Source organism: Saccharopolyspora pogona, assembly GCF_014697215.1.
GTDB lineage: Bacteria > Actinomycetota > Actinomycetes > Mycobacteriales > Pseudonocardiaceae > Saccharopolyspora > Saccharopolyspora hattusasensis.
In genome coordinates, this window is sequence record NZ_CP031142.1 from 1,104,613 (window position 1) to 1,126,974 (window position 22,362).

General features: G+C 64.3%; 20 protein-coding genes and 3 pseudogenes. 8 read left to right on the forward strand and 15 right to left on the reverse strand.

What is annotated here, in order from left to right; all coding sequences use genetic code 11:
• The 6 genes from pepN to DL519_RS04600 all read left to right on the forward strand — a co-directional run bounded on the left by pepN (position 1) and on the right by DL519_RS04600 (position 6,394).
• The gene (pepN, locus tag DL519_RS04575; protein WP_190813028.1) at positions 1-2,595 is read left to right on the forward strand and encodes an aminopeptidase N; all 2,595 of its coding nucleotides are present in this window, start codon (positions 1-3) and stop codon (positions 2,593-2,595) included.
• Between the two features lie 124 nt (positions 2,596-2,719).
• The gene (locus DL519_RS04580) at positions 2,720-3,220 is read left to right on the forward strand and encodes a universal stress protein (protein WP_190813029.1); all 501 of its coding nucleotides are present in this window, start codon (positions 2,720-2,722) and stop codon (positions 3,218-3,220) included.
• A gap of 213 nt (positions 3,221-3,433) precedes the next feature.
• The gene (locus DL519_RS45610) at positions 3,434-3,601 is read left to right on the forward strand and encodes a zinc-binding dehydrogenase (RefSeq protein ID WP_397544925.1); all 168 of its coding nucleotides are present in this window, start codon (positions 3,434-3,436) and stop codon (positions 3,599-3,601) included.
• A gap of 1,105 nt (positions 3,602-4,706) precedes the next feature.
• Positions 4,707-5,039 carry a bifunctional 3-phenylpropionate/cinnamic acid dioxygenase ferredoxin subunit gene (locus DL519_RS04590; RefSeq protein ID WP_190823759.1) on the forward strand — a complete coding sequence of 111 codons (333 nt, stop codon included), beginning with the start codon at positions 4,707-4,709 and terminating at the stop codon, positions 5,037-5,039.
• 118 nt (positions 5,040-5,157) lie between these two features.
• Positions 5,158-5,457, forward strand: a complete 300-nt coding sequence (locus DL519_RS04595) for a hypothetical protein (RefSeq protein WP_190813030.1) — start codon at positions 5,158-5,160, stop codon at positions 5,455-5,457.
• 388 nt (positions 5,458-5,845) lie between these two features.
• Positions 5,846-6,394 carry a manganese efflux pump MntP gene (locus tag DL519_RS04600; protein ID WP_190813031.1) on the forward strand — a complete coding sequence of 183 codons (549 nt, stop codon included), beginning with the start codon at positions 5,846-5,848 and terminating at the stop codon, positions 6,392-6,394.
• 739 nt (positions 6,395-7,133) lie between these two features.
• Here DL519_RS04600 and DL519_RS04605 read toward each other — a convergent pair.
• From DL519_RS04605 to DL519_RS04620, 4 genes and pseudogenes are all read right to left on the reverse strand, one after another.
• Complete coding sequence (locus tag DL519_RS04605) at positions 7,134-7,763, reverse strand: MBL fold metallo-hydrolase (RefSeq protein ID WP_190813032.1); 630 nt, start codon at positions 7,761-7,763, stop codon at positions 7,134-7,136.
• A pseudogene (locus DL519_RS04610) lies at positions 7,760-8,584 on the reverse strand (S-(hydroxymethyl)mycothiol dehydrogenase); the annotation flags it as partial. The pseudogene DL519_RS04610 and the gene DL519_RS04605, both read right to left, overlap by 4 nt.
• 27 nt (positions 8,585-8,611) lie before the next feature.
• Positions 8,612-9,652 carry an IS630 family transposase gene (locus DL519_RS04615; protein ID WP_190813033.1) on the reverse strand — a complete coding sequence of 347 codons (1,041 nt, stop codon included), beginning with the start codon at positions 9,650-9,652 and terminating at the stop codon, positions 8,612-8,614.
• 20 nt (positions 9,653-9,672) lie between these two features.
• Positions 9,673-9,954, reverse strand: a pseudogene (locus tag DL519_RS04620) (alcohol dehydrogenase catalytic domain-containing protein); the annotation flags it as partial.
• 135 nt (positions 9,955-10,089) lie between these two features.
• Between DL519_RS04620 and DL519_RS04625 the strand changes: the two are divergent.
• Positions 10,090-11,367, forward strand: a complete 1,278-nt coding sequence (locus DL519_RS04625) for a helix-turn-helix domain-containing protein (RefSeq protein WP_223838436.1) — start codon at positions 10,090-10,092, stop codon at positions 11,365-11,367.
• A 27-nt stretch (positions 11,368-11,394) separates the two neighbouring features.
• On the opposite strand, the gene DL519_RS04630 is transcribed toward DL519_RS04625, so the two are convergent.
• From DL519_RS04630 to DL519_RS04655, 7 genes and pseudogenes are all read right to left on the reverse strand, one after another.
• Entirely contained in the window at positions 11,395-11,973 is a 579-nt protein-coding gene (locus DL519_RS04630) for a class IV adenylate cyclase (protein ID WP_190813034.1), read from the reverse strand.
• A gap of 297 nt (positions 11,974-12,270) precedes the next feature.
• The gene (locus tag DL519_RS04635; protein ID WP_223838437.1) at positions 12,271-12,504 is read right to left on the reverse strand and encodes a hypothetical protein; all 234 of its coding nucleotides are present in this window, start codon (positions 12,502-12,504) and stop codon (positions 12,271-12,273) included.
• Positions 12,479-12,652: pseudogene (locus DL519_RS45615) on the reverse strand (ISL3 family transposase); the annotation flags it as partial. The gene DL519_RS04635 and the pseudogene DL519_RS45615, both read right to left, overlap by 26 nt.
• A gap of 510 nt (positions 12,653-13,162) precedes the next feature.
• The gene (locus DL519_RS04640; protein WP_190812759.1) at positions 13,163-14,254 is read right to left on the reverse strand and encodes an IS630 family transposase; all 1,092 of its coding nucleotides are present in this window, start codon (positions 14,252-14,254) and stop codon (positions 13,163-13,165) included.
• A 58-nt stretch (positions 14,255-14,312) separates the two neighbouring features.
• On the reverse strand, positions 14,313-15,338 hold the full coding sequence (locus tag DL519_RS04645; RefSeq protein ID WP_190813035.1) for a helix-turn-helix transcriptional regulator: 1,026 nt from the start codon (positions 15,336-15,338) through the stop codon (positions 14,313-14,315).
• Between the two features lie 17 nt (positions 15,339-15,355).
• The gene (locus DL519_RS04650) at positions 15,356-16,621 is read right to left on the reverse strand and encodes an ATP-binding protein (protein ID WP_190813036.1); all 1,266 of its coding nucleotides are present in this window, start codon (positions 16,619-16,621) and stop codon (positions 15,356-15,358) included.
• Between the two features lie 376 nt (positions 16,622-16,997).
• A complete protein-coding gene (locus DL519_RS04655) occupies positions 16,998-17,369 on the reverse strand; it encodes a hypothetical protein (RefSeq protein WP_190813037.1) in 372 nt (123 codons plus the stop codon).
• Positions 17,370-17,472: 103 nt separating this feature from the next.
• Between DL519_RS04655 and DL519_RS04660 the strand changes: the two genes are divergently transcribed.
• Positions 17,473-17,763, forward strand: coding sequence for a hypothetical protein (locus DL519_RS04660; protein ID WP_190813038.1), 291 nt, complete (start codon positions 17,473-17,475; stop codon positions 17,761-17,763).
• 226 nt (positions 17,764-17,989) lie between these two features.
• Here the strand turns inward: DL519_RS04660 and DL519_RS04665 are convergent, their stop codons facing one another.
• The 4 genes from DL519_RS04665 to DL519_RS04680 form a co-directional block, all read right to left on the reverse strand.
• The gene (locus tag DL519_RS04665; protein ID WP_223838438.1) at positions 17,990-19,333 is read right to left on the reverse strand and encodes an MFS transporter; all 1,344 of its coding nucleotides are present in this window, start codon (positions 19,331-19,333) and stop codon (positions 17,990-17,992) included.
• Positions 19,334-19,577: 244 nt separating this feature from the next.
• The gene (locus DL519_RS04670; protein WP_190813039.1) at positions 19,578-20,639 is read right to left on the reverse strand and encodes an NAD(P)H-dependent flavin oxidoreductase; all 1,062 of its coding nucleotides are present in this window, start codon (positions 20,637-20,639) and stop codon (positions 19,578-19,580) included.
• Complete coding sequence (locus DL519_RS04675) at positions 20,636-21,043, reverse strand: acyl-CoA thioesterase (protein ID WP_223838439.1); 408 nt, start codon at positions 21,041-21,043, stop codon at positions 20,636-20,638. The genes DL519_RS04670 and DL519_RS04675 overlap by 4 nt, the downstream gene beginning before the upstream one ends.
• A 4-nt stretch (positions 21,044-21,047) precedes the next feature.
• Positions 21,048-22,349 carry an MFS transporter gene (locus DL519_RS04680; RefSeq protein ID WP_190813041.1) on the reverse strand — a complete coding sequence of 434 codons (1,302 nt, stop codon included), beginning with the start codon at positions 22,347-22,349 and terminating at the stop codon, positions 21,048-21,050.
• Positions 22,350-22,362 lie beyond the last annotated feature (13 nt).

The following is a 22,362-nucleotide window of genomic DNA, read 5'->3' on the forward strand; positions in this document are numbered from 1 at the left end:
ATGTCATTCGAAGGCAGTGCCGTGTGCATGAGCAACCTGACGCAGAACGAGGCGGCAGCGCGTTCGGCTGAGGTCTGCGACGTCCGCTACGCGGTGGACCTCGACTTGACCGGGGATGAGCAGGAGTTCGCGACGAGTACCGTGGTCCGCTTCCGGGCCCGTTCCGGGGGTGCGAGCGTCTTTCTCGACTTCGCGGGTAAGGCCGAGTCGGTCGAGTGCAATGGCCGTGAGCTGGGGCCCGGCGCGCATGACGGGACGCGTGTCCGGCTGGATGTGAGACCCGGTGAGAACACGGTTCGAGTGGCCGGTTCCGGTTCGTACTCGCGAACCGGGGAGGGGCTGCACCGTTTCCGCGACCCGCTTGACGGACAGGTCTACGTGCACACCAAATTCGAGCCCTTCGCGGCGCACAAGGTGTACGCCTGCTTCGATCAGCCGGACGTGAAGGCAACAGTCGATCTGACCGTTACGGCTGACGATCAGTGGGTGGTGGTCGCCAACACCGAGTCCGGCGAGGAGCAGGCGCCTGCGGGCGACAAGCGCTCGACTTGGCGCTTCAGGAGCACACCACCGTTGCCGCCGTATTTGGTGGCCTTCGCCGCCGGCCCGTTCGGCCGACTGCGTTCCAGCCACCGCGGAGTGCCGCTGGCGCTGTACGCGCGGAAGTCTCTCCTCGAAGACCTCACCGGCGATGCGCCCGAGCTGTTCGACGTGATCAGCCGCGGCCTCGACTTCTACCGCCAGCTGTTCGACATTCCGTACCCGTTCACCAAGTACGACCACGTCTTCGCGCCCGAGTACGCATTCGGCGGAATGGAGCACCCGGGCTGCGTGACGCTCAACGAGCGGTTCGTGTTCCGGCATCGGGTCACCGAGGATGCGCGGCGACGACGAGCCGAGCTGCTGTTGCACGAGATGGCGCACATGTGGTTCGGCGACTACGTGACGATGCGCTGGTGGGACGATCTGTGGCTGAACGAGAGCTTCGCGACGATGATGGCGGTCGTCGCACAACCCGAAGTGACGCGGTACGGGAAAGGTTGGACGGCATTCGCGCACCACAACCTGCCGGTGGCTCGACATGCCGACCAGTTGCCGACCAGCCACGCGATCCGGGTCGAGACCGCCGACACCAATGCCGCGCGGACGAACTTCGGTCCAATCGTCTACCGGAGAGGGGCGGCCGTACTCCACGAGCTCGCGGTGCGCATGGGCTGGGACTCCTTCGTCTCGGGCGTACGGACATACCTGCGGACGCACGCGTGGGGGAATGCCAGCCTCGATGATTTCGTGGCGGCGCTTCGGCAGGTGTCGGACGCAGATGTGGATCGCTGGGTGGACGAGTGGCTATTGCGCCGTGGGGTGAACACGGTCGAGGTGTCTCGCCTTCCGATCGGTGATCGGGTGGTGCAGCTTCCCGATCCTGAGGTGAGGCCACGCCACTTGCACCTGCGGGTTGGCGCGTTCGACGACTGCGATGCCGGCCTGGTGCTGCGGCATCGAGCGCACGTGCCGCTCAGCCCGCGTGATTCCGAAGGAGAACTAGCCGCGTTCGGTAGCCGAAGCCCGGACCTACTGGTGCCCAATGACGATGCGGTGAGCCACGTCAAAGTCAGGCTGGACCCCCGGTCTCGACGGATGGCCTTGCGTCGGCTGTCCGCACTGGACGATCAGAGAACTCGAGCAGTCGTCTGGGGAGCATTGTGGGACGACGTCCTCGACGCCCGCTTGCCCGCTCGGAGTTTCGCATCGGCCGTACTCACGCATGGAGTGGCGGAGAGCGATGTCGGCGTCCTGGAAGTGCTCCTGGAGCGTGCCGTGTGGGCGGTGCGGGTCTACGGGGATCCATCCACCACCAGCCGGACACTTGAAGCCCTGGCGCGCCGAGTGCGCGATCACTTGGCCGGCGCCGTTCCGGGCAGCGACCGCCAAGTGGTGCTGGCCCGCACCCTCGTAGGGGTCGTCCAGGCCGACAGCCACGGCCTGCTGATCGAAATGGTGGCCGGGCGGTTTCCCTGGCCAGGACTGGAAGTGGATCGAGATCTGCGCTGGCGCGCATTGCTTCGCCTCGCGTCGGCCGGTCACGACATCGACGGACTTCTCGACATCGCGATGGACGCTGATCCGGGGGACAGCGGTCGCCGGCACGCCTTGATGGCACAGGCCGCACGTCCGACCCGTGCCGCCAAGGAGCAAGCGTGGACCCAGGTGTTGACCGACACTTACTCGCTCGCGGAACGGCAAGCCGTCATGGCAGGGCTGCGACAACCGGGGCAGGAGGAGTTACTCACTCCGTACGCTAGACGCTACTTGCGTGCGTTGGAGAGCATGGCCGGAGCTGCCGAGCCCGAGTTCGTGCTGGCATTCGCTCGTGCGCTTTATCCACGTTTCACCCACGTCGGGCACCGCGTACTGGCGGATACGGACGACGTGCTCGCGAACAAGCGGCTCCCCGGAGACGTGCTCAGGGTCCTCAGGGAGGAGCGAACGGAACTGGCCATGATGCAGGCAGCGCGGGCGTGCGACGCGGCGCAGAGAACGAGGCAAGCCGGAGGCTCCGTGGCGTTGGCAGCGGAACGCAGGAGCGGCTGTTGACTGCGCGGTTTCTTTCCGCCTGCGCCATTGGAACGCCACAAGGGACACGCGAAGGTGCGCCGTGCGATGTATGGATCGGATGGTTACGGCCGATGGTGGTCCGGCCACAACGGAGGTTGCAGCCATGGACACCGAACGCAGAATCGTCGTAGGCGTGAATGGATCGGTGTCGGCGAAGGCGGCGCTGCGCTGGGCCGTCGAGCAAGCCGAACTCACCGGCACCGCGGTGCACGCCGTGATCGCCTGGGAGTTTCCCGCGTTCTACGCCCTGGTCTGCAGTTGGGAGGGACAACCGGTACCACCGGAGGAATTCGAGGAGAACGCGCGCCTCAACCTCGACCGGACCGTGGACCTGGTCGAGTGCGAGACCGCCACGGAGGTGGAGATCCGGCGCGAGGTGCGATGCGGTCATCCGACGCAGGTGTTGTTGGAAGCCGCTGAGAGCGCGGCGTTGCTGGTACTCGGCAACCGTGGGTACAACTTCTTCTACGAAGCGCTGCTGGGCTCGGTGAGCCGACGCTGCGCCGTGCACGCCCGTTGTCCGGTCGTTGTCGTACCAGAATGGATACCCGCGCCTCGCGAGCGATTCCTTCCTATGAGAGTGCGCGTGAAATCTGACCGTTGAGGATGTACGTCGGTAGATAGCGCCAGTCTCTCAGCACGCCGGATGGAAACCTGCGGCGGTGCATTCGCCTGGGCGAGCCTGCGTCATAGCCAGGAGCGAAAGTCTTTTCCGTGGCGGGAAATTCGATCCTGTGACATGCTCTCTACGGTGGTTGACGGTGGAGTGCTCCGCACCGCGAGCAACTCATCAGAATGTGTCGGTGATGGCTCGATCATGGGCGCTCGACTGGCCGGGGCTTCTCGGATCATCGTGGTCGACACGGACCTGAAGAAGCTGGAGCGGGCCAAGGAGTTCGGCGCAACGCACACAGTGGATGCTTTGGAAGTCGACACGGTGTGCGGGATCAAGTCGTTGACTGGGAAAACGGCGCAGACGTCGTGATCGACGCGGTAGGGCGGCCGGAGAGTACCAGCAGGCTTGCGCGATATCGCACCTACGCGCCACTCGTCCTTGCCAATCTTCGGTGATATTACGGGCCGGCCCCGTGCCACCCTTCTCCAGGTACGACGTGTCGGGAAGGAGGACATGTGCGATGTGGAGGTCCGTTGCGGAAGAGGTCCTGCACGCCAACGGGCTCCATCGCCGACCGGGGACGGCGCTTCGGTACTGCGGCGACGCCCGCGGTTCCGCTCGTGGCCGCACAGACACCGTTCGGTACCGATCTCCGACCACCGGTTCAATGTCTGTTGCAGCAATCTGTTACGTCGAAGATGCTCTGTTGGAAACGCTGAATTTCGAGGTTCTGCTCTCGAAATTGCGCGGGTCACGTTGTCCGGTTGTTGCCCGCTCATCGGGCGAGTCAACGCGAGGAGGAAAGTATGAAGTGGGAAACTCCGGAGTACACGGTCATCGAGGTGTGTGCTGAGGCCACCGGTTACTTCTACCGGGGCTGACGGTCGGGGTCGAAGCACCGTGTTGCTTCAATTCTCGTAGTCGCGGCAGGTGTCGGATATCTGCAACGGGACTACGTATGCGGCGGCGCAAGGCTCCGGATCCGGCAGCGGAACGCGCAGGGGCCTTGCGCCACCCGCCGAAAAAGGATTTGGCAGAGCCACCCGAGTCGTTCAGAGTTCCAAGCGTTGTGGTTCGGAAGCGGTAGAGGTACGTGCCGACATCGAGCTGTTCGGGCCGACTGAGAGGTGGGCGTTGTTGTGACATCACTACTTGTTCTTGCAACGCTTTCGATCGTCTGAGTCGCGTTGGCGCTGACGGTGATCGTGGTTCCCACCGAGATCCACATGCCCCGCGATTGCATCGTGGTCTTCGCTGCCGCGCTGATCGTGGTCACCGGGTTCGCGCTGGTCGGCCGGCGCAGCGCCGACGTTGGCGCGGTACTCCTAGCGGTGGCACGGTTGTGCGCTGCTCGCGTTCTACGCGATCTGCTGGTTCGTGACTCTTTCCGTCGTCGGCCAGCCGCAGGTCGACGATTCGTGACGCCGCTTCTGATCAGGGCAGCGCGGAAATCCGTGGAAAGGACGTGGCATCGATGGAACGGGCCACTCATCGAGTACGCGCGTGCAGCCTTCGTGAGGTCCCACCTGGTACGGCACGACGGCTGGATACCCTCCCTCGGATCTTGATTTTCAACGTCAACGGAACCGTCTATGCCGTTGAGGACGTTTGCACGCATGAGTTTGCGGTGCTAAGTGAAGGTCACTTTGACGGCGTGTCGGTGGAGTGTCCGCTCCACATGTCACGGTTCGACGTGCGCACAGGGGAACCGCTGTGCTTGCCCGCAATGGAGCCGCTGCGCACGTACAGAGTCGAGGTGATCGACGACGATGTAATCGTGCATATCGAAATCGGTGGCAACAACTAGACGGTGGCTTGGACGGGACCCAGATTCAGGTTGGGTCGGTTGATGCTGCCTCGGTACCGCGATTTTCTCGGCATTGGAATAGATCAAAAAGAGCGACCTGTCGAACAGGTGATTGGTAATGTCCCGTACAACATTCACAGCCAACCGCTACACGGCCTTGGATGCCGTGAACCAGGGAAAAATCTGCTATCACAACGGGCTCCTCCAGCCCGCGCTCGGCTATGACTGGGTGATGGGTATTAGTCCCATGGCAGATGATCTGCGTCAGACCCTCCGTGATCTGTGGGTTACGGATTTGATCGACATCGACACGCACCGCCTGTTCGCGCTACGAGGTCATCGGGTAGTGATTACCACGAAGGGCTATCGCACACTGCGCGACTGGTCTGCTCTCGCCCGTGGCGAGTGGGCGGCGTAGCGAAGTTCCAGTGGACCGTCCAGCCGAGTTCGTCACCGTTTCACTTGCCGAAAACCGCGTTCGCGGAGTAGCTCGGCGGGGCGCAGGACCCATTCCGGTGCCCGGCCAAGCCTGCGGCGCGGATTCGGGGAATGACTGATCGGTGGCGAGTGGCGGAAGGCGTGCATGGGGGTGCGGTTACTGGGGTCCGAAGCGGGCGGCGGTTTTCCGCAGTGGGACTGCGACTGCCCTGATGTGTCGCCCGCACGTGGCGCCTCTCGACCCCGTCAACCGCGGGCACGATCCTCGATCGCGGGTGAGCGCCGACTACCGGAAATGGTTCCTGTTCAACGTCTCTCCCGACAAATTCGGGGGTAGGTAAACGATTTTTACGGGGTGGTTTTTTCAGATGGCTCTTGAAATTCTCCCGCTTTTAGCGCTGGCTTTTGGTCTCAGTATCGACAACTTCCGGTCGTCGATCGCCATCGGTACCATTCCCTTCGGCTGGCGCCGTGCTGTGCAGATCGCCCTCGTCTTCGGGATATGGGATACCCTGGCTCCCCTGGCAGGAGGATTCATCGGCCACTACGTAGGGGAGTTCATCGGTGCGGGGGCGGAGTACATTGGATTTATCGCGATGGGAGCGTATGGGCTGTACCTTCTGGCCGGAGCCATGCGGAACCCGGAACCAGACGAGGTGGATCATCGATGGGTGACGCTCTTCGGCATGCCGCTGTCGCTGAGTGTCGATAATTTTATCGCCGGCACCGGACTGGGTTTCGCCGGTTTTTCTCTCGTGATCCCGATGATAACTTTCGGTGTCGTGACAGCGGTCATGTCATTGGCTGGATTGTGCCTCGGACGGATGGCTGCAAATGTTGTTCGGATCCGATCCGACCTGCTTAGCGGTATCTCGCTCGTCGGTGCTGCGATCGTGCTGCCGCTGGTATTCAGCTGAACGTCGGGCACGAGCGTCCACATGCACCAAGGAGAGATCGATCGCGGCGTTTGCTGCCCTGGCGGTGCTGGCGGTGACCGGCGGGGCGAAGACGTTCGTCGAGATCGCTGAGTATGCCGCAGACCTGCCGGCCTGGTTTCTCCGCCGGGCTCGGTATGCGTTCGTGGTCGGGTACCCCGTCGGGCTGGGCCTTCGCGCGGGTGTTGGCCCGAGTCTGCCTGAGCGGGCGGAACCCGCAAGTTCCATTGAACCCGCCCCTTCGATTTCACGATTTCAATGGAAATTGCGGACCGTCGGCGTGTCGCACCCCGACATGCCGACGCCTGTGGACAACCTCCGCAATTTCCATTGAAATCGTGGGCGGCCGCGGGCACGGGCACGGGCGTGCCGAGACCCGCAGCCTGAAAGTCCTTGCCCTGGACGAAAACCCGCGAACCGGCCCGCTCGGGGCCCGGCAGGGTCATCCGGATACGGCGCTGACTCCGCCCGAACGGCAAAGCCGCCAGCATCGAAACGGTCCACTACCCGACCAACCCGCCACCCACCTCCGCCAGCCCCGCTGAGCCGGCAGAACTACTTCAAGGACATGGGGGCATAAAAAATCGCCTTCACTCCGGTGGGTATCTCCGGCGACACCCACCGGCACAGCTCCAGGCGGATTGCTGAGACGACGATCATCCAGTGACCCGACTCCGCCCAAACCGGGGCACATCAAGGTCTCCACCGAAACCTGGACGGTTCAGTACCCGCGTTCGATCCATTCGGCCAGGTGTGGTGCTTCGGCGCCGATCGTGGTGCTGTCGCCGTGGCCGGTGTAGACGCGGGTGTCTTCGGGCAGGGCGAAGAGACGGTCCCGGATCGAGTCTATGATGGTTGGGAAGTCGGAGAACGATCGGCCGGTGGCGCCGGGGCCGCCCGAGAAAAGAGTGTCGCCGGAGAACAAGGCTTTGGCCTCGGGCAGGTGCAGGCAGATTGAACCGGGGGAGTGCCCCGGTGTGTGGATGATCTCGAGTGTCGTCCCGGCGATGGCGATGCGTTCGGTGTCGGCTGTCTGCCAGAAGGCCTGTCCGGGGTGGGTCATCTCCCACAGCTCTTGGTCCCCGGGGTGGAGCAGGATCGGCGCGTGGAACTCCTTGCCCAGCTGTGGTGCGAAGGTGACGTGGTCGTTGTGTCCGTGGGTGCACACGACGGCGACGACGTTGCGGTTCCCGACGGCTTTGGCGATCGGTTTGTCGTTGTGGGCTGCGTCGACGATCACGACCTCGTTGTCATCGCCGATGAGCCACACGTTGTTGTCCACGTCCCATGTGCCGCCGTCGAGTTCGAAGACGCCGGTGGTGACGACGCGGTCGATCCGGAGGTCGCTCACAGGATCACCACCGAGCGCAGCACCTCGCCGGAATGCATGGTGTGGAAGGCTTTTTCGACGTCGTCGAGCGTGATGCGTTCGGTGACGAACTTTTCCAGCGGTAGCCTTCCCTGCAGGTACAGGTCGACCAGCGTCGGGAAGTCCCGCTCCGGGAGGCAGTCCCCGTACCAGGAGGACTTCAGGGCGCCGCCGCGGGAGAAGAAGTCGAGCAACGGCATCTCCAGGCGCATGCCCGGCGTGGGCACGCCGACGAGCACGACGGTGCCCGCGAGATCCCGCGCGTAGAAGGCTTGTTTCCACGTCTCCGGACGGCCCACCGCGTCGATCACGACGTCGGCGCCGAACCCGCCGGTGAGTCCGTTGATCGCGGTGACCGCATCGGACTCGGCCGCGTTGATGGTGTGGGTGGCGCCCAGGTCGCGGGCCCAGGCGAGCTTCTGCTCGTCGCGGTCCACCGCGATGATCGTAGACGCACCGGCCAGCCGGGAGCCCATGATGGCCGCGTCGCCGACGCCGCCGCAGCCGATGACCGCTACCGAGTCGCTGCGGCTGACTGCGCCGGTGTTGATCGCCGCGCCCAGTCCGGCCATGACGCCGCAGCCGAGCAGGCCGACGACGGCCGGGTCTGCGGCGGGGTCGACCTTGGTGCACTGGCCGGCGTGGACGAGCGTCTTGTCTGCGAACGCGCCGATGCCCAGCGCCGGGGAGAGCTCGGTGCCGTCGGTCAGCGTCATCGGCTGTTCGGCGTTGTAGGTGTCGAAGCAGTATTGCGGACGCCCGCGTTTGCAGGCACGGCACTGGCCGCAGACAGCGCGCCAGTTATTGATCCGGGTGGCAAATGTGTGATGTTAGGCGGCGTAGCGAACTTCGGGTTTGCCGAAGTAGGAGCGAACTCGGTCGGGCAGCTTCTGGAGCCGGTGGAGGAAGGAGCGGACCGCTTGTTTCAACTCGGCGCGGGTTTTGGGGGCTGTGCTGGTGGAAACGGTGCGTTTGAGGTCGGCATTGAGTAGCTCGTCGGGGTTGAGTTCGGGGCTGTATCCCGGCAGGAAGTGCATCGCGATCGCCTCAGCGTGCTTGGTGATCCATTGCTGGATAGTCTTGCGGCGGTGGACGGGGTGTCCGTCAACGATCAGGTGGACCTTGCGGTCCAGATGGCGGGTCAGCCGGTCCAGGAACGACAGGAACACCTTGCCGTTGAACGAGCCGGTGTAGACGGTGAAGTACAGCTCGCCTTTGTTCCCGATCGCGCACATCGCGTTCACGCTGAATCGTTTACCCGTTTTGCCCACCACCGGTGTCTGGCCCGCCGGTGCCCAGGTGCGGGCCACGGTGGCGTCGGAGCGGATCCCGGTCTGATCCAGCCACAGGATCAGTGCGCCCTCGCGGCGGGCGCGGGCGGCGATGGCCAGGTAGTCCTCCTCCAGCCATCGGCGTACGGACTCGGGGTCCTGTTCGTAGGCCTTGCGGATCGGTTTCTGCGGCGACAATCCCCAGGAACGCAGGTAGTTGCCGACGGTGCGCAGGTTCAACACGATGCCGTGGCGCACCCGGATCAGCTCGGCCACTGTCTTGCGGGTCCACACCAGGCCGGCCAGCCCGAACGTGGCCGGGGTGTGCTCGGCCACCGCATACCGCAGCTTGCGCTGCCGGCGGGCACTCAACGCTTTCTGCTCGCCGGGCTTGCGACCCCGGCGACGCCCGGTGAGACCCTTCGAGCCACGTTTCCGCCACGCCTGCACCCATCTGGACACCGACTGCGGGGCCACCGCGAACACCCGGGCCGCCTCGACCTGACTCATCCCACCATGAACAGCAGCGACCACCCTGCGCCGCAAATCCTCCTGCGCCTCAGGCGACAACCTCCGCGCGTCCCGCACACCAGCGATCATGCCAGAACAACGAAGATCACACCTATAAGTTCCCGATCAATAAGCACGACGAAGTCGCCCGGCTGAACGGATTCGACGCCTGCACCGACGCTTTCCACGGTGCCCGCGGCTTCGTGCCCCAGCAGGAAAGGGAACTCGTCGTTGATCCCGCCGTCGCGGTAGGTCAGATCGGTGTGGCAGACCCCGCAGGCGGCCACCGCGACGACGACCTCGCCGGGACCCGGGTCAGGGATCACGATCTCGGTGAGCTCGACCAGAGCTCCCTTCGAACGGGCGATCACACCGCGTACCTGCTGTGGCATGTAGGCTGGTTCCTTCATCACTCGACGAAAAAGCATGCGTCGCAACGCATGTCTCTTGCGAGGCTAATCGGGCGCTCAGTGTCCGTGACCTAGTCCGAGGGCCAGGAAAACCTCGACTTCCGGATAGGTGAGGGGGTGGCTACCCTGACCGGGATGCTTGACACCGAGACAGGGCTGCCCGCGCTGCGGGAGGTCATCGACGGCCCTCTGCACGAGATCGCTGGCCGGTTCTCCCGGTTCCTGGCCGACCGATGGCCGCACACCGCGCTGGTCATCTTCACCCGCGAGTGCACCGGTCGTCCGCGCAAGGTTGCCGGGGCGACCGAGATGATCAACAAGATCACCATCGACGAGCTCGAACGGCTCAAAGCCACAGTCGAGCCCGGCCATTCACTCAGCACGACTGCGACGATCGCCGGGGCGACCAGGGCAGTGTGGGTGGTGCTCGATCCGGTGGGCACGCTGCTCGTCCTCTTTCCCCGCGCCGCAAGGAAACGCTTCCCGCAGCCTGCGGCGCTGGCCGAGATCTTCGGTATCGTCGCGACCTCGATCCGGCAGCAGGTCGCCCAGGCCAGCCCTGATTACCTCGCCGAGTCCCGTGCCGCGTCGAGCGAACGCGCCCGCACAATCGCTGAGATGGTCGCAGCACACGAAACCGCGCTTGTCAGCATCCTCACAACGCTCCGCTCCACCGGACTCGATGACCGCCACGCCCGACTCGCCGCGATTGACTCCGCCTCCGCCGCGCTGGTGGCGTTGCGCTCCGCGCAGCAGTCCGACCTCGCCCTGTCCGAGGAGCCTGTGATGGCTGCGTTTGCCAAGCTGCGCAAGGAAATCCGACAGGCGCTACGGCACCACGGGGCGGAGATCGAGTTCGTCGCCCCACTCAAGCCCGGGCGCCCGTTGCCGGGCGAGGTCGCGCACGCTGCCCGCGCGATGACCCGAACCGCAGTACTGGCCTTCACCACGCAGTCGGGCTTGACGCGCCTGCGGATCTCTTGGATCTGCGGTGGCACATCTCTTCGCATCGACGTACGCGACCACGACTCGGGGCGTCTCGACATGACATCCCTGCGCCGTCAGCTCGACGGTCGGGCACGCACGCTCGGCTCCACGATTGACCTTGACGCGGTACCGGATTGGGGCAGTCGCGCCACCATCGAACTCCCGCTCGACCCGCCAGTGGACCGCACGGGTGAGTCCCGCCTGGCCAGACTCAATCGGCGTGAAATGGAAGTGCTGCGTCTGGTCACCCAAGGCAAACGCAACAAGGCCATCGCGGCGGATCTTGGTGTCACCGAGAGCACCGTCAAGTTCCACGTCGCCGGGGTGCTGAAGAAGCTGGAAGTCACCTCACGCGGCGAGGCCGCCGCGATTGCCCAGGCAGCGGGGATCAGTCCGCTGGTCACGTAATTCCGTGATATCCCCACTTAGCCCTAGCTAGCTCGATGCGGCAGCCGCCCGAACGAGGTCTCGGTACGGCAGGGTCACCACCATGCACGCAGTGAGGCCGAGCTGACGTTCGACCTCTTCCAGCAACGCGACCCTGTCACCGTCGGCGCCGTCTGCGCTGACCTCGGTCTCGACGAACGTCCCGAGACCGCTGATCACGTCCACTGCAATGGTGACGTCGACTCGGGAGGGGTGCCGGTACTGCGTGCGTGCTTTCTCGACTCGAGCCAAGGTGACCATGCCGATGCAGGACATCAGTCGGTTCGCCGCCTCGGCCTGGTCGGCATCCCACAGTACGACGTCGGTCTCGGGTTTCGAGATGACGCTCGTCGCGCTGTGGGTCTTGGCGTCCGAAGCGGGCTTGTAGGTGATCTCCGCCCACCCGTCCCGTCGCCGGACACGAAGGCACTCGACGGTCGCCAGGTAGTCGACGTGCTGCGGGCTGTAGTACGTATCAACCTCGACGAACGCACCCGCCTCGCGGTAGCCCAACTCTGTGAGCCGAGCCTTGACCGCCTCGCCGCCGTCGACGAGCTCGCGTTTGCGCTCAACCTCGATAAGGGTCATGACCGGGCATTATCTCCTTGCGTGAATGGCCGTGTACGCACGGGCAAGGCTGGACTTGCCGCAGAAGCATTCCAGAGCTCCGAGTGCCCCGCGCAGCGCATCAGCGTCCGCGAGCGGGACGTTCTGAAACAAGACCAGCTGTTTCGCATCGACCAACGGGTTCGGTAGGCGTTTGGTCAAAAACCGGTTGTAGTACGCGCGTTCCTTTCGAAGAACGTCGCCGAGCTGAACGGGGAGCAGAACCGTCTCGCCCTGGGACTCGACCGAGCGCACCGCGAAGGCTGTCAGTAGCTCGTGTCACGCGCCGGAAATCCGTGAGATATATCGTGCGAGGGAGTCAAGGATCTCCTCCGCGGTCTTCTTCCAGACGAACGGCTTCGGATCCTCGTTCCAGCCCTTGATCCACTCCCGGACGTCTTTCTCCAGCGCCGCAACGCTTTTGTGGACGCCGCGACGAAGGAGTTGATCGGTGAGGAAGCCAAACCAGCGCTCGACCTGGTTAATCCAGATCCAGCGCCCGCCACCGACCACGCCCCTCACCCCGGTCATAGCACCCACATCTACGGCCACACTGGCCACAGCGGCCCCGCCCCCGCCTACGCACGTGCACCACCACCACTTCGGCGGTCTCGTCGAACTCGGCATCCTCGATGACCGTGCGCCGGTCGTCGCCCACCACAGCACGCCATAAACTGGCCTTCGGCCCGCCGTTCTCCGTCCCTCGGTTCCTGAAGCCAGAAACCTAGTCCTTCGAATCGCCCGTCGCCCCCGCGAGTTGCCTGCGCTGCATCTCGTTCTCGTGCCGGAGCACCAGCAGCCCGGCCTCCTTCCTTCGAGGTCTCTCGACGCAGCAGCACCGCTGGGACAGAGAGCCACTGCCATGCCAGCTGGTACACCAGAGAAGAAAACACCGGGGCATGCTCCTAGCTCGGCCGGGTCGCACCAGACCCCTGCAAGCTGCGGCAACACAATGCTGAACGGCACAGCATCGCAAGGCCTACGACTTCAATGTCGTCGGTCTTCTCCGCCTCTGCTTTGAATGTGGGGGCTCGGTTCGTGCCGCGGAGTTGGTCAAAACCGTTCCACCTGCGGAGAGCAGAGCCGGTTGCGGGTGTCCAGCACGCGGTCGGCGTAGCGCTCCAGCAGCGCCCAATCGAGCATGTCGTGGTCGGTTATTATAAAACACGTCCTAGTGTCCTGCGCCGGAGATTCGTTGACAATATGATCGGAGTGACTCCAAGATCTCGTCAGCGCTCTTCGTCCAGATGAACGGCCGGGGATCGTTGTTCCACTCGTCGATCCAGTTGCGGATATCGGCCTCGAGTGCCTGGACGCTGGTGTGCACGCCGCGTTGCAGGAGTTTGGTGGTCAATTCGCCGAACCAGCGTTCGACCTGGTTGATCCAGGACGATCCGGTCGGGATGAAGTGGATTTGGAATCGGGGATGCTTCGCTAGCCATTTCTGGATGATCTCGGTTTTGTGGGTGGCGTAGTTGTCACAAATGACATGGACGCCTAACTCCGCCGGTACGGTTTTGTCGATCTTGGTGAGAAATTTGCGGAACTCAACCGAGCGGTGCCGGCGGTGCAGCGAGGAGATGACCTTGCCGGTGGCGATGTCGAAGGCGGCGAACAGGCTGGTGACGCCGTGACGGACGTAGTCGTGGGTGCGCCGCTCGGGCATGCCGGGCATCATCGGCAACACCGGCTGGGACCTCTCCAGCGCTTGCACCTGGGATTTCTCATCGGTGCACAGAACCACTGCGTTCTCGGGCGGGTTCATATACAGGCCGACGACGTTACGGACCTTCTCGATGAACTGCGGATCGGTAGAGAGCTTGAATGTGTCGGCCAAGTGGGGTTTAAGGTTGAACGCTTTCCAGATCCGTCCCACGGTCGATTTACTCAGCCCGGAACGCTTCGCCATCGATGTACGCGACCAATGCGTCGCGTTGTTCGGTTTCTCTTCCAACGTCGAGACGACCACCTTCTCCACCTGTTCGTCGGTGATCTTCCGCGGCGCGCCTGGGCGATCCTCGTCGACCAACCCCTTCAGTCGTCGCTGGACAAACCGCGACCGCCACTTGCCCACCGTCGGCCGCGACACCCGCAACTTCTCGGCGACATCCACATTGGACAAACCATCGGCGCATGCCAGCACAATCCGACACCGCAACGCCAAAGCCTGCGAACTCTTCGCCCGCCGAGCCCAACGCTGCAACGTCGAACGCTCATCGTCGGTCAGCACCAACTCAGCCTTCGGCCGCCCAGTCCTCGCCATTCCCGCAGTATAGCCATTTCGACCATGAATTTCCGGTGCAGGACACTAGCACAGTCGCCTACTCGCTGCTCGTAGTCATCCACATCGCGATCTGGGTACGGGAGGTGAAACCGAGCTTGGTCAGGATGTGCTCCACATGGGACTCGGCCGTGCGCGGGGAAATGACGAGGCTTGCCGCGATCTTGCGGTTGCTCATCCCTTGAGCGACGAGTTCAGCAATCTCGGCCTCGCGGGGGGTGAGCACGGCGCGCTGGCCCTTTCCCTCAGCCTCGGTACGCGGCTGCTCAGGCACAGGATGGGGAAGCGACAGTGCCACCGCTTCCTCCAGGGTGCACCGGGCGCCCTCGGCGTAGCACCTCGCGAAGAGATCCGCATCGAGCGCCATGCGCACCTGCCGCTCGACCTCGTCGTGCGCGAACCGGTGGATCGCGTCGTAGGACGTGTTGGCACCGCTGCGTTTCCACACGGCAGCCGCCGCTCCGAGTAGGGCTGCGGCCCGTTCCCACTGCGCGTTTTCGGCCTCGCACCACGCGATGACCTCGATGCAGAACGACAGCCCCGTTTGGTCGTTGACTGGCTGCTGCAACCGAATACTCTCGTGCAGCAGGTACAGCGCCGTATTCGGGTCCCCGCGCCGCCAGCTGTACACGGCCTGCAACCACAGGGCGTACGACTTCGACCACAGCGCACCATAGCGCTCACAGAAGTCGAGACAGCGGCCCACCAAGTCCTCGGCGCCCGTCTCGTCCCGGTGCAACGCGATCAACGCAAGCTGGAACATGCAGTCGAACGCGCAGTGCAGATGACCTGGACCAGCGCGGAGGTGCCCTTCGAGGGACTTTTCGAACAGCTCCTGGGACCGGTCGAGGTCGCCATGAATGAACGCGACGAGGCCGGAGCACTGCCAGATCTTCGGGTAAAAGACGTTGGTGTGGTCCAGTTGCTCGGCCAATGCCCGGCAAGCCTCCAGCGTGCATTCCGGCACGCCCTGCTCGCCGAGCAGGATCGCCAGCAAGCTGCGCACCCAGAGGGCCTTGGCGCGAACGGCGCTGGGCTCGTCGTCGATGGCCAGCGCCCGATCCAACCAGCCGAGCCCCTCCTTCAGGTAGCCGGAGGAGATCCAATGGTACGTGGGTCCGGCGACCTCCAAGGCAGTGCGGCTCTCACCGCGGCTGAGGCAGAATTCGATGGCGGCCCGGAGGTTGGGGTGCTCGCGGCGCAAGTGCAGCAACCACTCGATCTGACGGGGCCCGAAGCACTCAACCTCGTAGCGCAAGGACAGCTGCCGGAAATAGTCGCGGTGGCGGATGCGGAACGCCTCTTCCCCCCGGACGCGGCGAGCCGAGCGAGGCCGTACGACTGGACGGTTTCAAGCATTCGATAGCGCGCCTTGCCATAGGTGTTGTCGAGCCGGATGACCACGGACTTGTCGAGCAGACCTGCCATCAGGCCAAGCATCTCGTCGCGCGGTACGTCGTCGCTAGAGCAGACAGACTCGACCGCCTCCAGATCGAACCCTCCCGTGAACAGCGACAACCGGCTCCACAGCGCCTGCTCCTGAGGCGAGCACAAGGAGTAGCTCCAGTCGATGGTGGCCTGCAAGGTGCGTTGGTGCGGCCGCAGGCCGCGGTGTCCATCGGTGAGCAGTCCGAACCGGTTGGCGAGCCGGGATAGGATCTGCGCGGGGGTCAGTTTGGCCACCCACACCGCGGCGAGTTCGATCGCCAGCGGCACCCCATCAAGTCGCTGGCAGATGGCCACCACGATCTTCCGGTTACTGTCGGTCAGCTCGAAGGCCGGTGCCGTGGCCTTGGCGCGCTCAACGAACAACTGCAGGGCCTCATAGCAGTCACTATTTCCCGACGAAGAGACGGGGAACGGATCGACGTGCATGATCTGCTCACCCTCGACCCCCAACCGCTGGCGACTGGTGGCCAGGACGATAACGCCGGGTGCCACCGGCAGCAGCTTGCCCAGCAACAACGCGCACGCGTCCGGCACGTGCTCGCAGTCGTCGAGCACGATCAGTGTGCGTTTGTCAGCCAAATGCTCCGCGAGCTGCAGCGCGGGCGTCACGAACTCGTCACGCAGTCCGACCGCGCCCGCCACGGTCTGGGCGAGCCTCGTGGGGTCAGTGAGATCGGCCAGCTCCACCAGCCACACACCGTCAGGAAAGGCACGCTGCGCCGCCGCGGCTACCTCCATGCCCAACCGGGTTTTGCCGACCCCGCCGGTGCCGGTGAGCGTGAGGACCCTGCACTTGGAAAGCAGCGACCGAGCCACTGCGATCTCCATGCGCCTCCCGATGAAGCTGGTCAACGCGACCGGCAAGTTACCTGGCCGACCTGCCCGTTCGATGACAGCCATCGGACCACCCCCGATGGACGGGTCTTATCAACGTCAGTATGCGCCTGCTTTCTCAATCTGCCAACGACCGAGGTGCCGCTCACACCACACCCTTAATAAGATATGTGAGTGGGTGTGTCGCGCGTAAGAATTTGTGGCTCAGGGGTTATGTAGGAATGCCGCTTAGCCTATTTTGATCAGGCTGCTGTGTGGGTGAGTTGGGTGCTGGGCGGGCTGTCGTGGCGGGTTCCGGTGTCGGTGGGTTTTTTTGACTCGGTAGGCGTTGTGGCGGCCGCGTTTGATCACGCGGGGGTAGCTGCGGTGGCGGCGGCGGGGATTGAGGTTGCGGGCGGCGGTGATGTCGGAGGTGATAGCGGCCAGAGATCGTTTCTGGTGTTCAGGGGGAAAAGGCCGCCGGATCGGCGAACCGGCGGCGGACGATGCGGACGGTGCGGGTGAATTTGACCCGGTCGGGGTCGATGTCGGCTTCGGTGGCCGCCCGGCAGATCAGCGCGCTGATCGCGTAGTGGGTGAGCAGGTAGCCGTAGAGCTCCTGGCGCACCATGTCGGGGCTTTTCGACCGCAGCACTCTTCCCGGTCCGCGCAGGACGGTTTTGATCTGGCCGTTGGCGGTTTCGTGTTCCCACCGCTGGTGGTAGCTCTCGGCCAACGCCGCCGCCGGCGCTGCGGTGGGGTCGGTGATAGTGGTGATCAGCCGGATCAGTTCGCCGTTGCCGTTGCCGTCGCGGTCGGGCACCGTGTATTCCACGACCCGCACCATCCTGGCCTGATCAGGCCGGAGATCCTCGCCGCGGGCGGGGCGGTGTCACGCCAAGCGTGTAAGCCACGGATGGGCCAAGGATCAGAAGCGGTTGCGTGGCCTGTTCGGAAGCCGCTCCACTTCCCCCTGGGCCCGTCGCTGGCCGCACAGCCGGGACGACGCCGAACGCCTCGCCGATGCCACCCGGATTGCCTTCCTCGGCTGCACTGGCCTCACCATCGGCGGCTCGGCGGTCGTACACGGCGTCACCTGGCGGGACTGGCTTCCCGGCCTTCAGCTCCCGGCACCGCTGTGCCCGACCGGGTTCACCGGCCACGGCGTGCTCGGAGCTGCTGCCCACCACGCGCCCGGTCACCTGCAAGCGGTGCTGCGCTCTGCTTGACCGGCCGCCGCTGCCCCTCACGCTCGCCCCGAACCCCGCCGCGCTGGTGCAGCCCGCGCTGTTTGAGATCGGCTGTGTGTGCTGCTCATCCTCGGGCTGCTCACCCGGCTGGCGACCATCCTCGTGATCATCAATATGCTCGGCGCGGAGATCCTCACTAAGTTCCCCCTCCTGGCCCATGGCGGGATGCCCGAGATCGAGTTGGATAGTTGTGAGTCCTACCTGGTCATCGCGACGCGGTCGTGTCCGCATTGGTTCGGATGGTTGCCTTGCGCGTGGTGCGACCCGGGGCCGAGGTCTCGGACAGTGGACGGCCTTTGGTCTCGGGGGCCCAGAGGATGCTCACGAGCAGGCCGAACGCTGTGATGGCGGCTCCTGCGAGCATGGCGAAGTCGATCCCGAGTCCGGAGATCGCCAGCGGGACGAGGAAGGTCCCGGCGGCTGCGCCGATGCGGGTTGCGCTCGTGATCAAGCCGGTTGCAGTGCTTCGTGCCTCCGTGGGGAATAGCTCGCCCGGATAGGACCAGACGAGCAATCCTGTGATACCCGAGAACAGCGAATAGACGCTGAATCCGATGATTACGGCAGTTGTGTTGTGTTCCGAGGCGAGTCCGAGCAGCACGAGCGCCCCTACCATTGGGATGAAGGGAAGGATGAGCACGGGACGGCGTCCCGAGCGGTCCATGAAGAACATGCCGAAGACCGCACCGACCAGCACGATGGCGCTGGACAGGATGCCTCCCACGTAACCGGTGCCGTCGTCGGTGAATCCCAGACCGCTGAGCATCTGCGGCAGGTAGGTGTAGATCGCGTAGAGCGGGATGATCTGGGCTGACTGGAAGGCGATCACAAACAGGATCCGGCCAACGTAACTCCTGTGCCGGAGCACAGTGCTGATCTTGGCGGGGTTTTCCGGCTCGTCGAGATCTTCGATGTGGGCCTGCGGGCCGAACACCCGCCGCAGGACGGCTTCTGCCTTGCCCCGCTTGCCGTTACTGAGCAGCCAGCGCGGAGATTCTGGAATTCCGGCGCGAAGCAGCACGATGGCGAGTGCGGGAACCGCTGCGCTGGCGAGCATCCATCGCCAGCCGTTCGCTCCGAATCCGCTCAGCAGGTAGCCGACTACATAGGACAGACAAGAGCCGACGAACCATGCGGTGACGAGGGAGGCGAGCAGCACACCACGGCGGCGGCGGGGCACGAACTCGGCCAGCAACGACGATGCGATGGGGTAGTCGGCTCCGACGGCGATGCCGATGACGAATCGCAGGGCGATGAGGTGCCACGGTTCGGTGACCAACGCGGACAGCAGGGAGCAGACGACCAGCGCGACCAGGTCGACCGTGTAGGTGATCTTGCGGCCGAGCACATCGCACAGGTAGCCGCCGACCAGGCCACCGAAGAACATGCCGGCCAGAGCTGAAGCCCCGGTCAGGGCCGATTCGAAGCTGGACATGCCGAGGGCGGGCTCGGCCTGGATGAGAACGATTCCGATGATGCTGAGCACCCAGCCATCCAGGAACGGCCCGCCGGCTGAGAGCGCGGAAATACGCCAATGAAAGCCGCTCATCGGAGCGTCATCGATAACGCTTCTTGGCATGGGTGTATTCCACCTTCCAAAATAGACATCCCAGTTGACCGGGATTTCGTAGAGCGTGCGCTAGGCGGACGGCGACGGGCAATTGTTGGAAACGAAGGACAGGGGCGTTCAGCCAGGAGTTTTCACTGTCCGCGCAGTCGTGTGCTCGGGAGCGGTGGAAGAGATGATGCCGGGACCGTAGGTCACGGTCCCGGCATCAGTTGGCTGGCGAGGTTCAGTCGGTGATTGCGTTGTTCGCCAGGTGGCGGAGGATCTGCTCCGCTTCGGCGACCATGTTCGTCACGATCGTTCCTGCGGGAAGGATCTGGTCGATGATCTGGATCGCCTGACCGGCGGGCATCATGCCGCGTTCCAGGTCGCCGTCTTGGTATCCGGTCTCCACCAAGGTTCCGGCGACCGCGTACTGCTGGGGGAATGGGGCGACCTCGCCGGCTTTGTCTTCCCACTGCTCGGTCCAGTTGTTGCGGAAGGCCCGCAACGGTTTACCGGTGTAGGCGCGGGTGAGGGTTGTCTGATTGAGGCGTCCTTCGACGACTCGGCGCTTGAACGCCTCGTGGCCATATGCTTCCGGGCTGGCGATGAACCTGGTCCCCACCCATGCACCCGCGGCGCCAAGGCTCAAAGCAGCGGCGAGGCCTCGCCCGTCGGCGATGCCACCGGCTGCCAGCACAGGTTGCTCAACGGCGTCGACGACTCCGGGGACGAGGGCCAGGGTTGAGGCGTAGCCGGTGTGGCCTCCGCCCTCGCTGCCCTGCGCCACGATGAAGTCGACTCCGTCCTGTGCAGCTTCTTTCGCTTTGCCGATCGAGCCGACCAGCGCGAGTACGAGGATTCCGCGTGCGCGGCATTCGTCGATGAACCAGGCGGGAGTGGCGAACGTGAGCACGACCGCTGGCGGGGCGGCGTCGAGCACGACGTCGACCTGCTTGGCCACAGCGCCCGGGGTGAGTAGCGCTTCGACACCGGCGAGCATCGCGCGGTCTTGCTCGGGAAGCGATCCCCACAACCGGCGAACTGGTTCCCACTGGGCCTCGTCCTCTGTGGTCAAGCTGTCCGGGAGAAGCAGATTGACCGCGTAAGGATTGGCAGTGCCTGCCTTGATCTTCTGGATCTCGGAATGCAACTGGTCTGGCATGAAGCTGACACCGCCGAGACAGCCCATCCCCCCGGCTTCGGTCACCGCCACCACTAGTTCGGCTTGGGAGACCCGGGCCATCCCAGCCGACACAACCGGGTGCCGAATTCCCAGACGGCGAGTCAGTTCTGTTCTGATCATGGTGCTCTCCCGTGAGATGACAATGCCGCGGAGACGGCGTCGGGCAGCGGTCGTGCCCGGTTCTCGGACGCGTCCACGTTCGCGTACACGACGTTGATTTCAGCCAGTTCGGTCTCGGATCGGGTTACCACGTGGCGGAGTTCGAAGCTGCTGCGCCCGACTCGTGTGCACTCGACCCGGAAATCGATGAGATCGTCGAAGAACGCCGGCGCGCGAAACTCGATTCGTGCACTGACCACGGAGGGGTCGACGCCCCCGGCGTTCAACGCCTGGTAGGGCCAGCCGAGGTGGCGGAAGAATTCCGTCATCGCCACGTCGGCGATTTCGAGGTAACGGCTGTTGAAGAGGTAGGACTGCGCGTCCGTCTCGTGGTAGCGCACTTGATGTGTGTGGGTGAAGGGCACGGCGTCATCCCTTTTTGTCGGATACGACGCCCTCGTTGGCGAGTGTACGTCCATGGTCTGTGGTGGATTTGATGCCACGGCTGACGACGAGCGCGGAGAGCGAGATCGCGGCACCGACGCCTGTCATGACAGCGGCAGGTACCCAGCTGCCGGTCGCCGTTTGCAGTGTCAGCGCGACGACCGGGGTCAGTCCGCCAGCGACTGCGAAGGCAACCTGGTAACCGAACGAGATTCCGCTGTAGCGGACTTCCACCGGGAACAGTTCGGCGAGGAACGCTGCCTGCGGGCCGTACATGGCGCTGATGAAGAACAGCCCAACGGCAACCGCGAGCAGCATGAGACCCCACGATCCGGTTCCGATCAATGGCCAGAAAGCGAATGCCCAGGCGGCTGTTCCAATCATTCCGAAGGCCATCGGCTTGCGGCGGCCCAGGTGGTCCGAGGTGAAGCCCCAGCCGATGATGAGCGGAAGATAGATCGTCTGAGCCAGTGTGGTGAGCCCGAGGAGGCTGCTTCCATCCGTGCCCCGGCCGGTGGCGTAAGTGACCATGTAGACCAGCACGAGCGAGTAGCTGACGGCGATGCACACCGGCAGTGCGATCGAAACGTAGACCTGGCGTGGAAACCGCCGGAAGATCTCCACGAGCGGGCTGCGAACTGTTTCGACGGCCTGTTTGGCGTCGGCGAAGGCAGGTGGCTCGGCTACGCTGCGGCGGATCCAGTAGCCGAAGCCCAGGAGGGCAGCGCTGGCGACGAAGGGGATTCGCCAGCCCCATGACTGGAACTGCTCGGACGTCGTAGCGGCGGTCATCAGGGCCATCGTCGCGGAGGAGAGCAGGAACCCGACTGAAGCCGAGGCGCTGGGGAAGGATGTCAACAGGCCGCGTCGGCGCGTGCGGTAGCCCTGTTCGCTGATCATCAGGATCGCGCCGCCGTACTCGCCGCCGACGCCGATGCCCTGCAGGACGCGCATCGCCACGAGGATGATGGGCGCCGCGAGGCCGATCGTTTCGTAGGTGGGCAGCAGCCCGGTGACGAGCGTGGCACTGCCCATCAGGACCAGCGTTGCCGAGAGGACCCGCTTGCGCCCGATCTTGTCGCCCAGGTGACCGAAGATCATCGCACCGAGAGGGCGGGCGATGAATCCCACGGCGAATGTGGACAAGGACGCGATCGTCGAGATCACTGGGCTGACGTTCGGGAAGAAGGCGTGGTTGATGACCAGACCGGCGACTGCGGCGTAAAGGAAAAAATCGTACCATTCGATGATGGTGCCGACGATGCTGGCGACGAATGCCTTTTTCATGTGCGGTTCCTGG

What these genes read in the sequence shown, in the direction of transcription:
- DL519_RS04580 (WP_190813029.1), top strand. Translation starts at nt 2,720, where the DNA reads ATGGACACCGAACGCAGAATCGTCGTAGGCGTGAATGGATCGGTGTCG.
- DL519_RS04630 (WP_190813034.1), bottom strand. Translation starts at nt 11,973, where the DNA reads ATGACCCTTATCGAGGTTGAGCGCAAACGCGAGCTCGTCGACGGCGGC.
- DL519_RS04680 (WP_190813041.1), bottom strand. Translation starts at nt 22,349, where the DNA reads ATGAAAAAGGCATTCGTCGCCAGCATCGTCGGCACCATCATCGAATGG.
- pepN (WP_190813028.1), top strand. Translation starts at nt 1, where the DNA reads ATGTCATTCGAAGGCAGTGCCGTGTGCATGAGCAACCTGACGCAGAAC.
- DL519_RS04650 (WP_190813036.1), bottom strand. Translation starts at nt 16,621, where the DNA reads ATGGCTGTCATCGAACGGGCAGGTCGGCCAGGTAACTTGCCGGTCGCG.
- DL519_RS04665 (WP_223838438.1), bottom strand. Translation starts at nt 19,333, where the DNA reads ATGAGCGGCTTTCATTGGCGTATTTCCGCGCTCTCAGCCGGCGGGCCG.
- DL519_RS04595 (WP_190813030.1), top strand. Translation starts at nt 5,158, where the DNA reads ATGTCCCGTACAACATTCACAGCCAACCGCTACACGGCCTTGGATGCC.
- DL519_RS04615 (WP_190813033.1), bottom strand. Translation starts at nt 9,652, where the DNA reads ATGATCGCTGGTGTGCGGGACGCGCGGAGGTTGTCGCCTGAGGCGCAG.
- DL519_RS04590 (WP_190823759.1), top strand. Translation starts at nt 4,707, where the DNA reads ATGGAACGGGCCACTCATCGAGTACGCGCGTGCAGCCTTCGTGAGGTC.
- DL519_RS04640 (WP_190812759.1), bottom strand. Translation starts at nt 14,254, where the DNA reads ATGGCGAGGACTGGGCGGCCGAAGGCTGAGTTGGTGCTGACCGACGAT.
- DL519_RS45610 (WP_397544925.1), top strand. Translation starts at nt 3,434, where the DNA reads ATGGGCGCTCGACTGGCCGGGGCTTCTCGGATCATCGTGGTCGACACG.
- DL519_RS04670 (WP_190813039.1), bottom strand. Translation starts at nt 20,639, where the DNA reads ATGATCAGAACAGAACTGACTCGCCGTCTGGGAATTCGGCACCCGGTT.
- DL519_RS04600 (WP_190813031.1), top strand. Translation starts at nt 5,846, where the DNA reads ATGGCTCTTGAAATTCTCCCGCTTTTAGCGCTGGCTTTTGGTCTCAGT.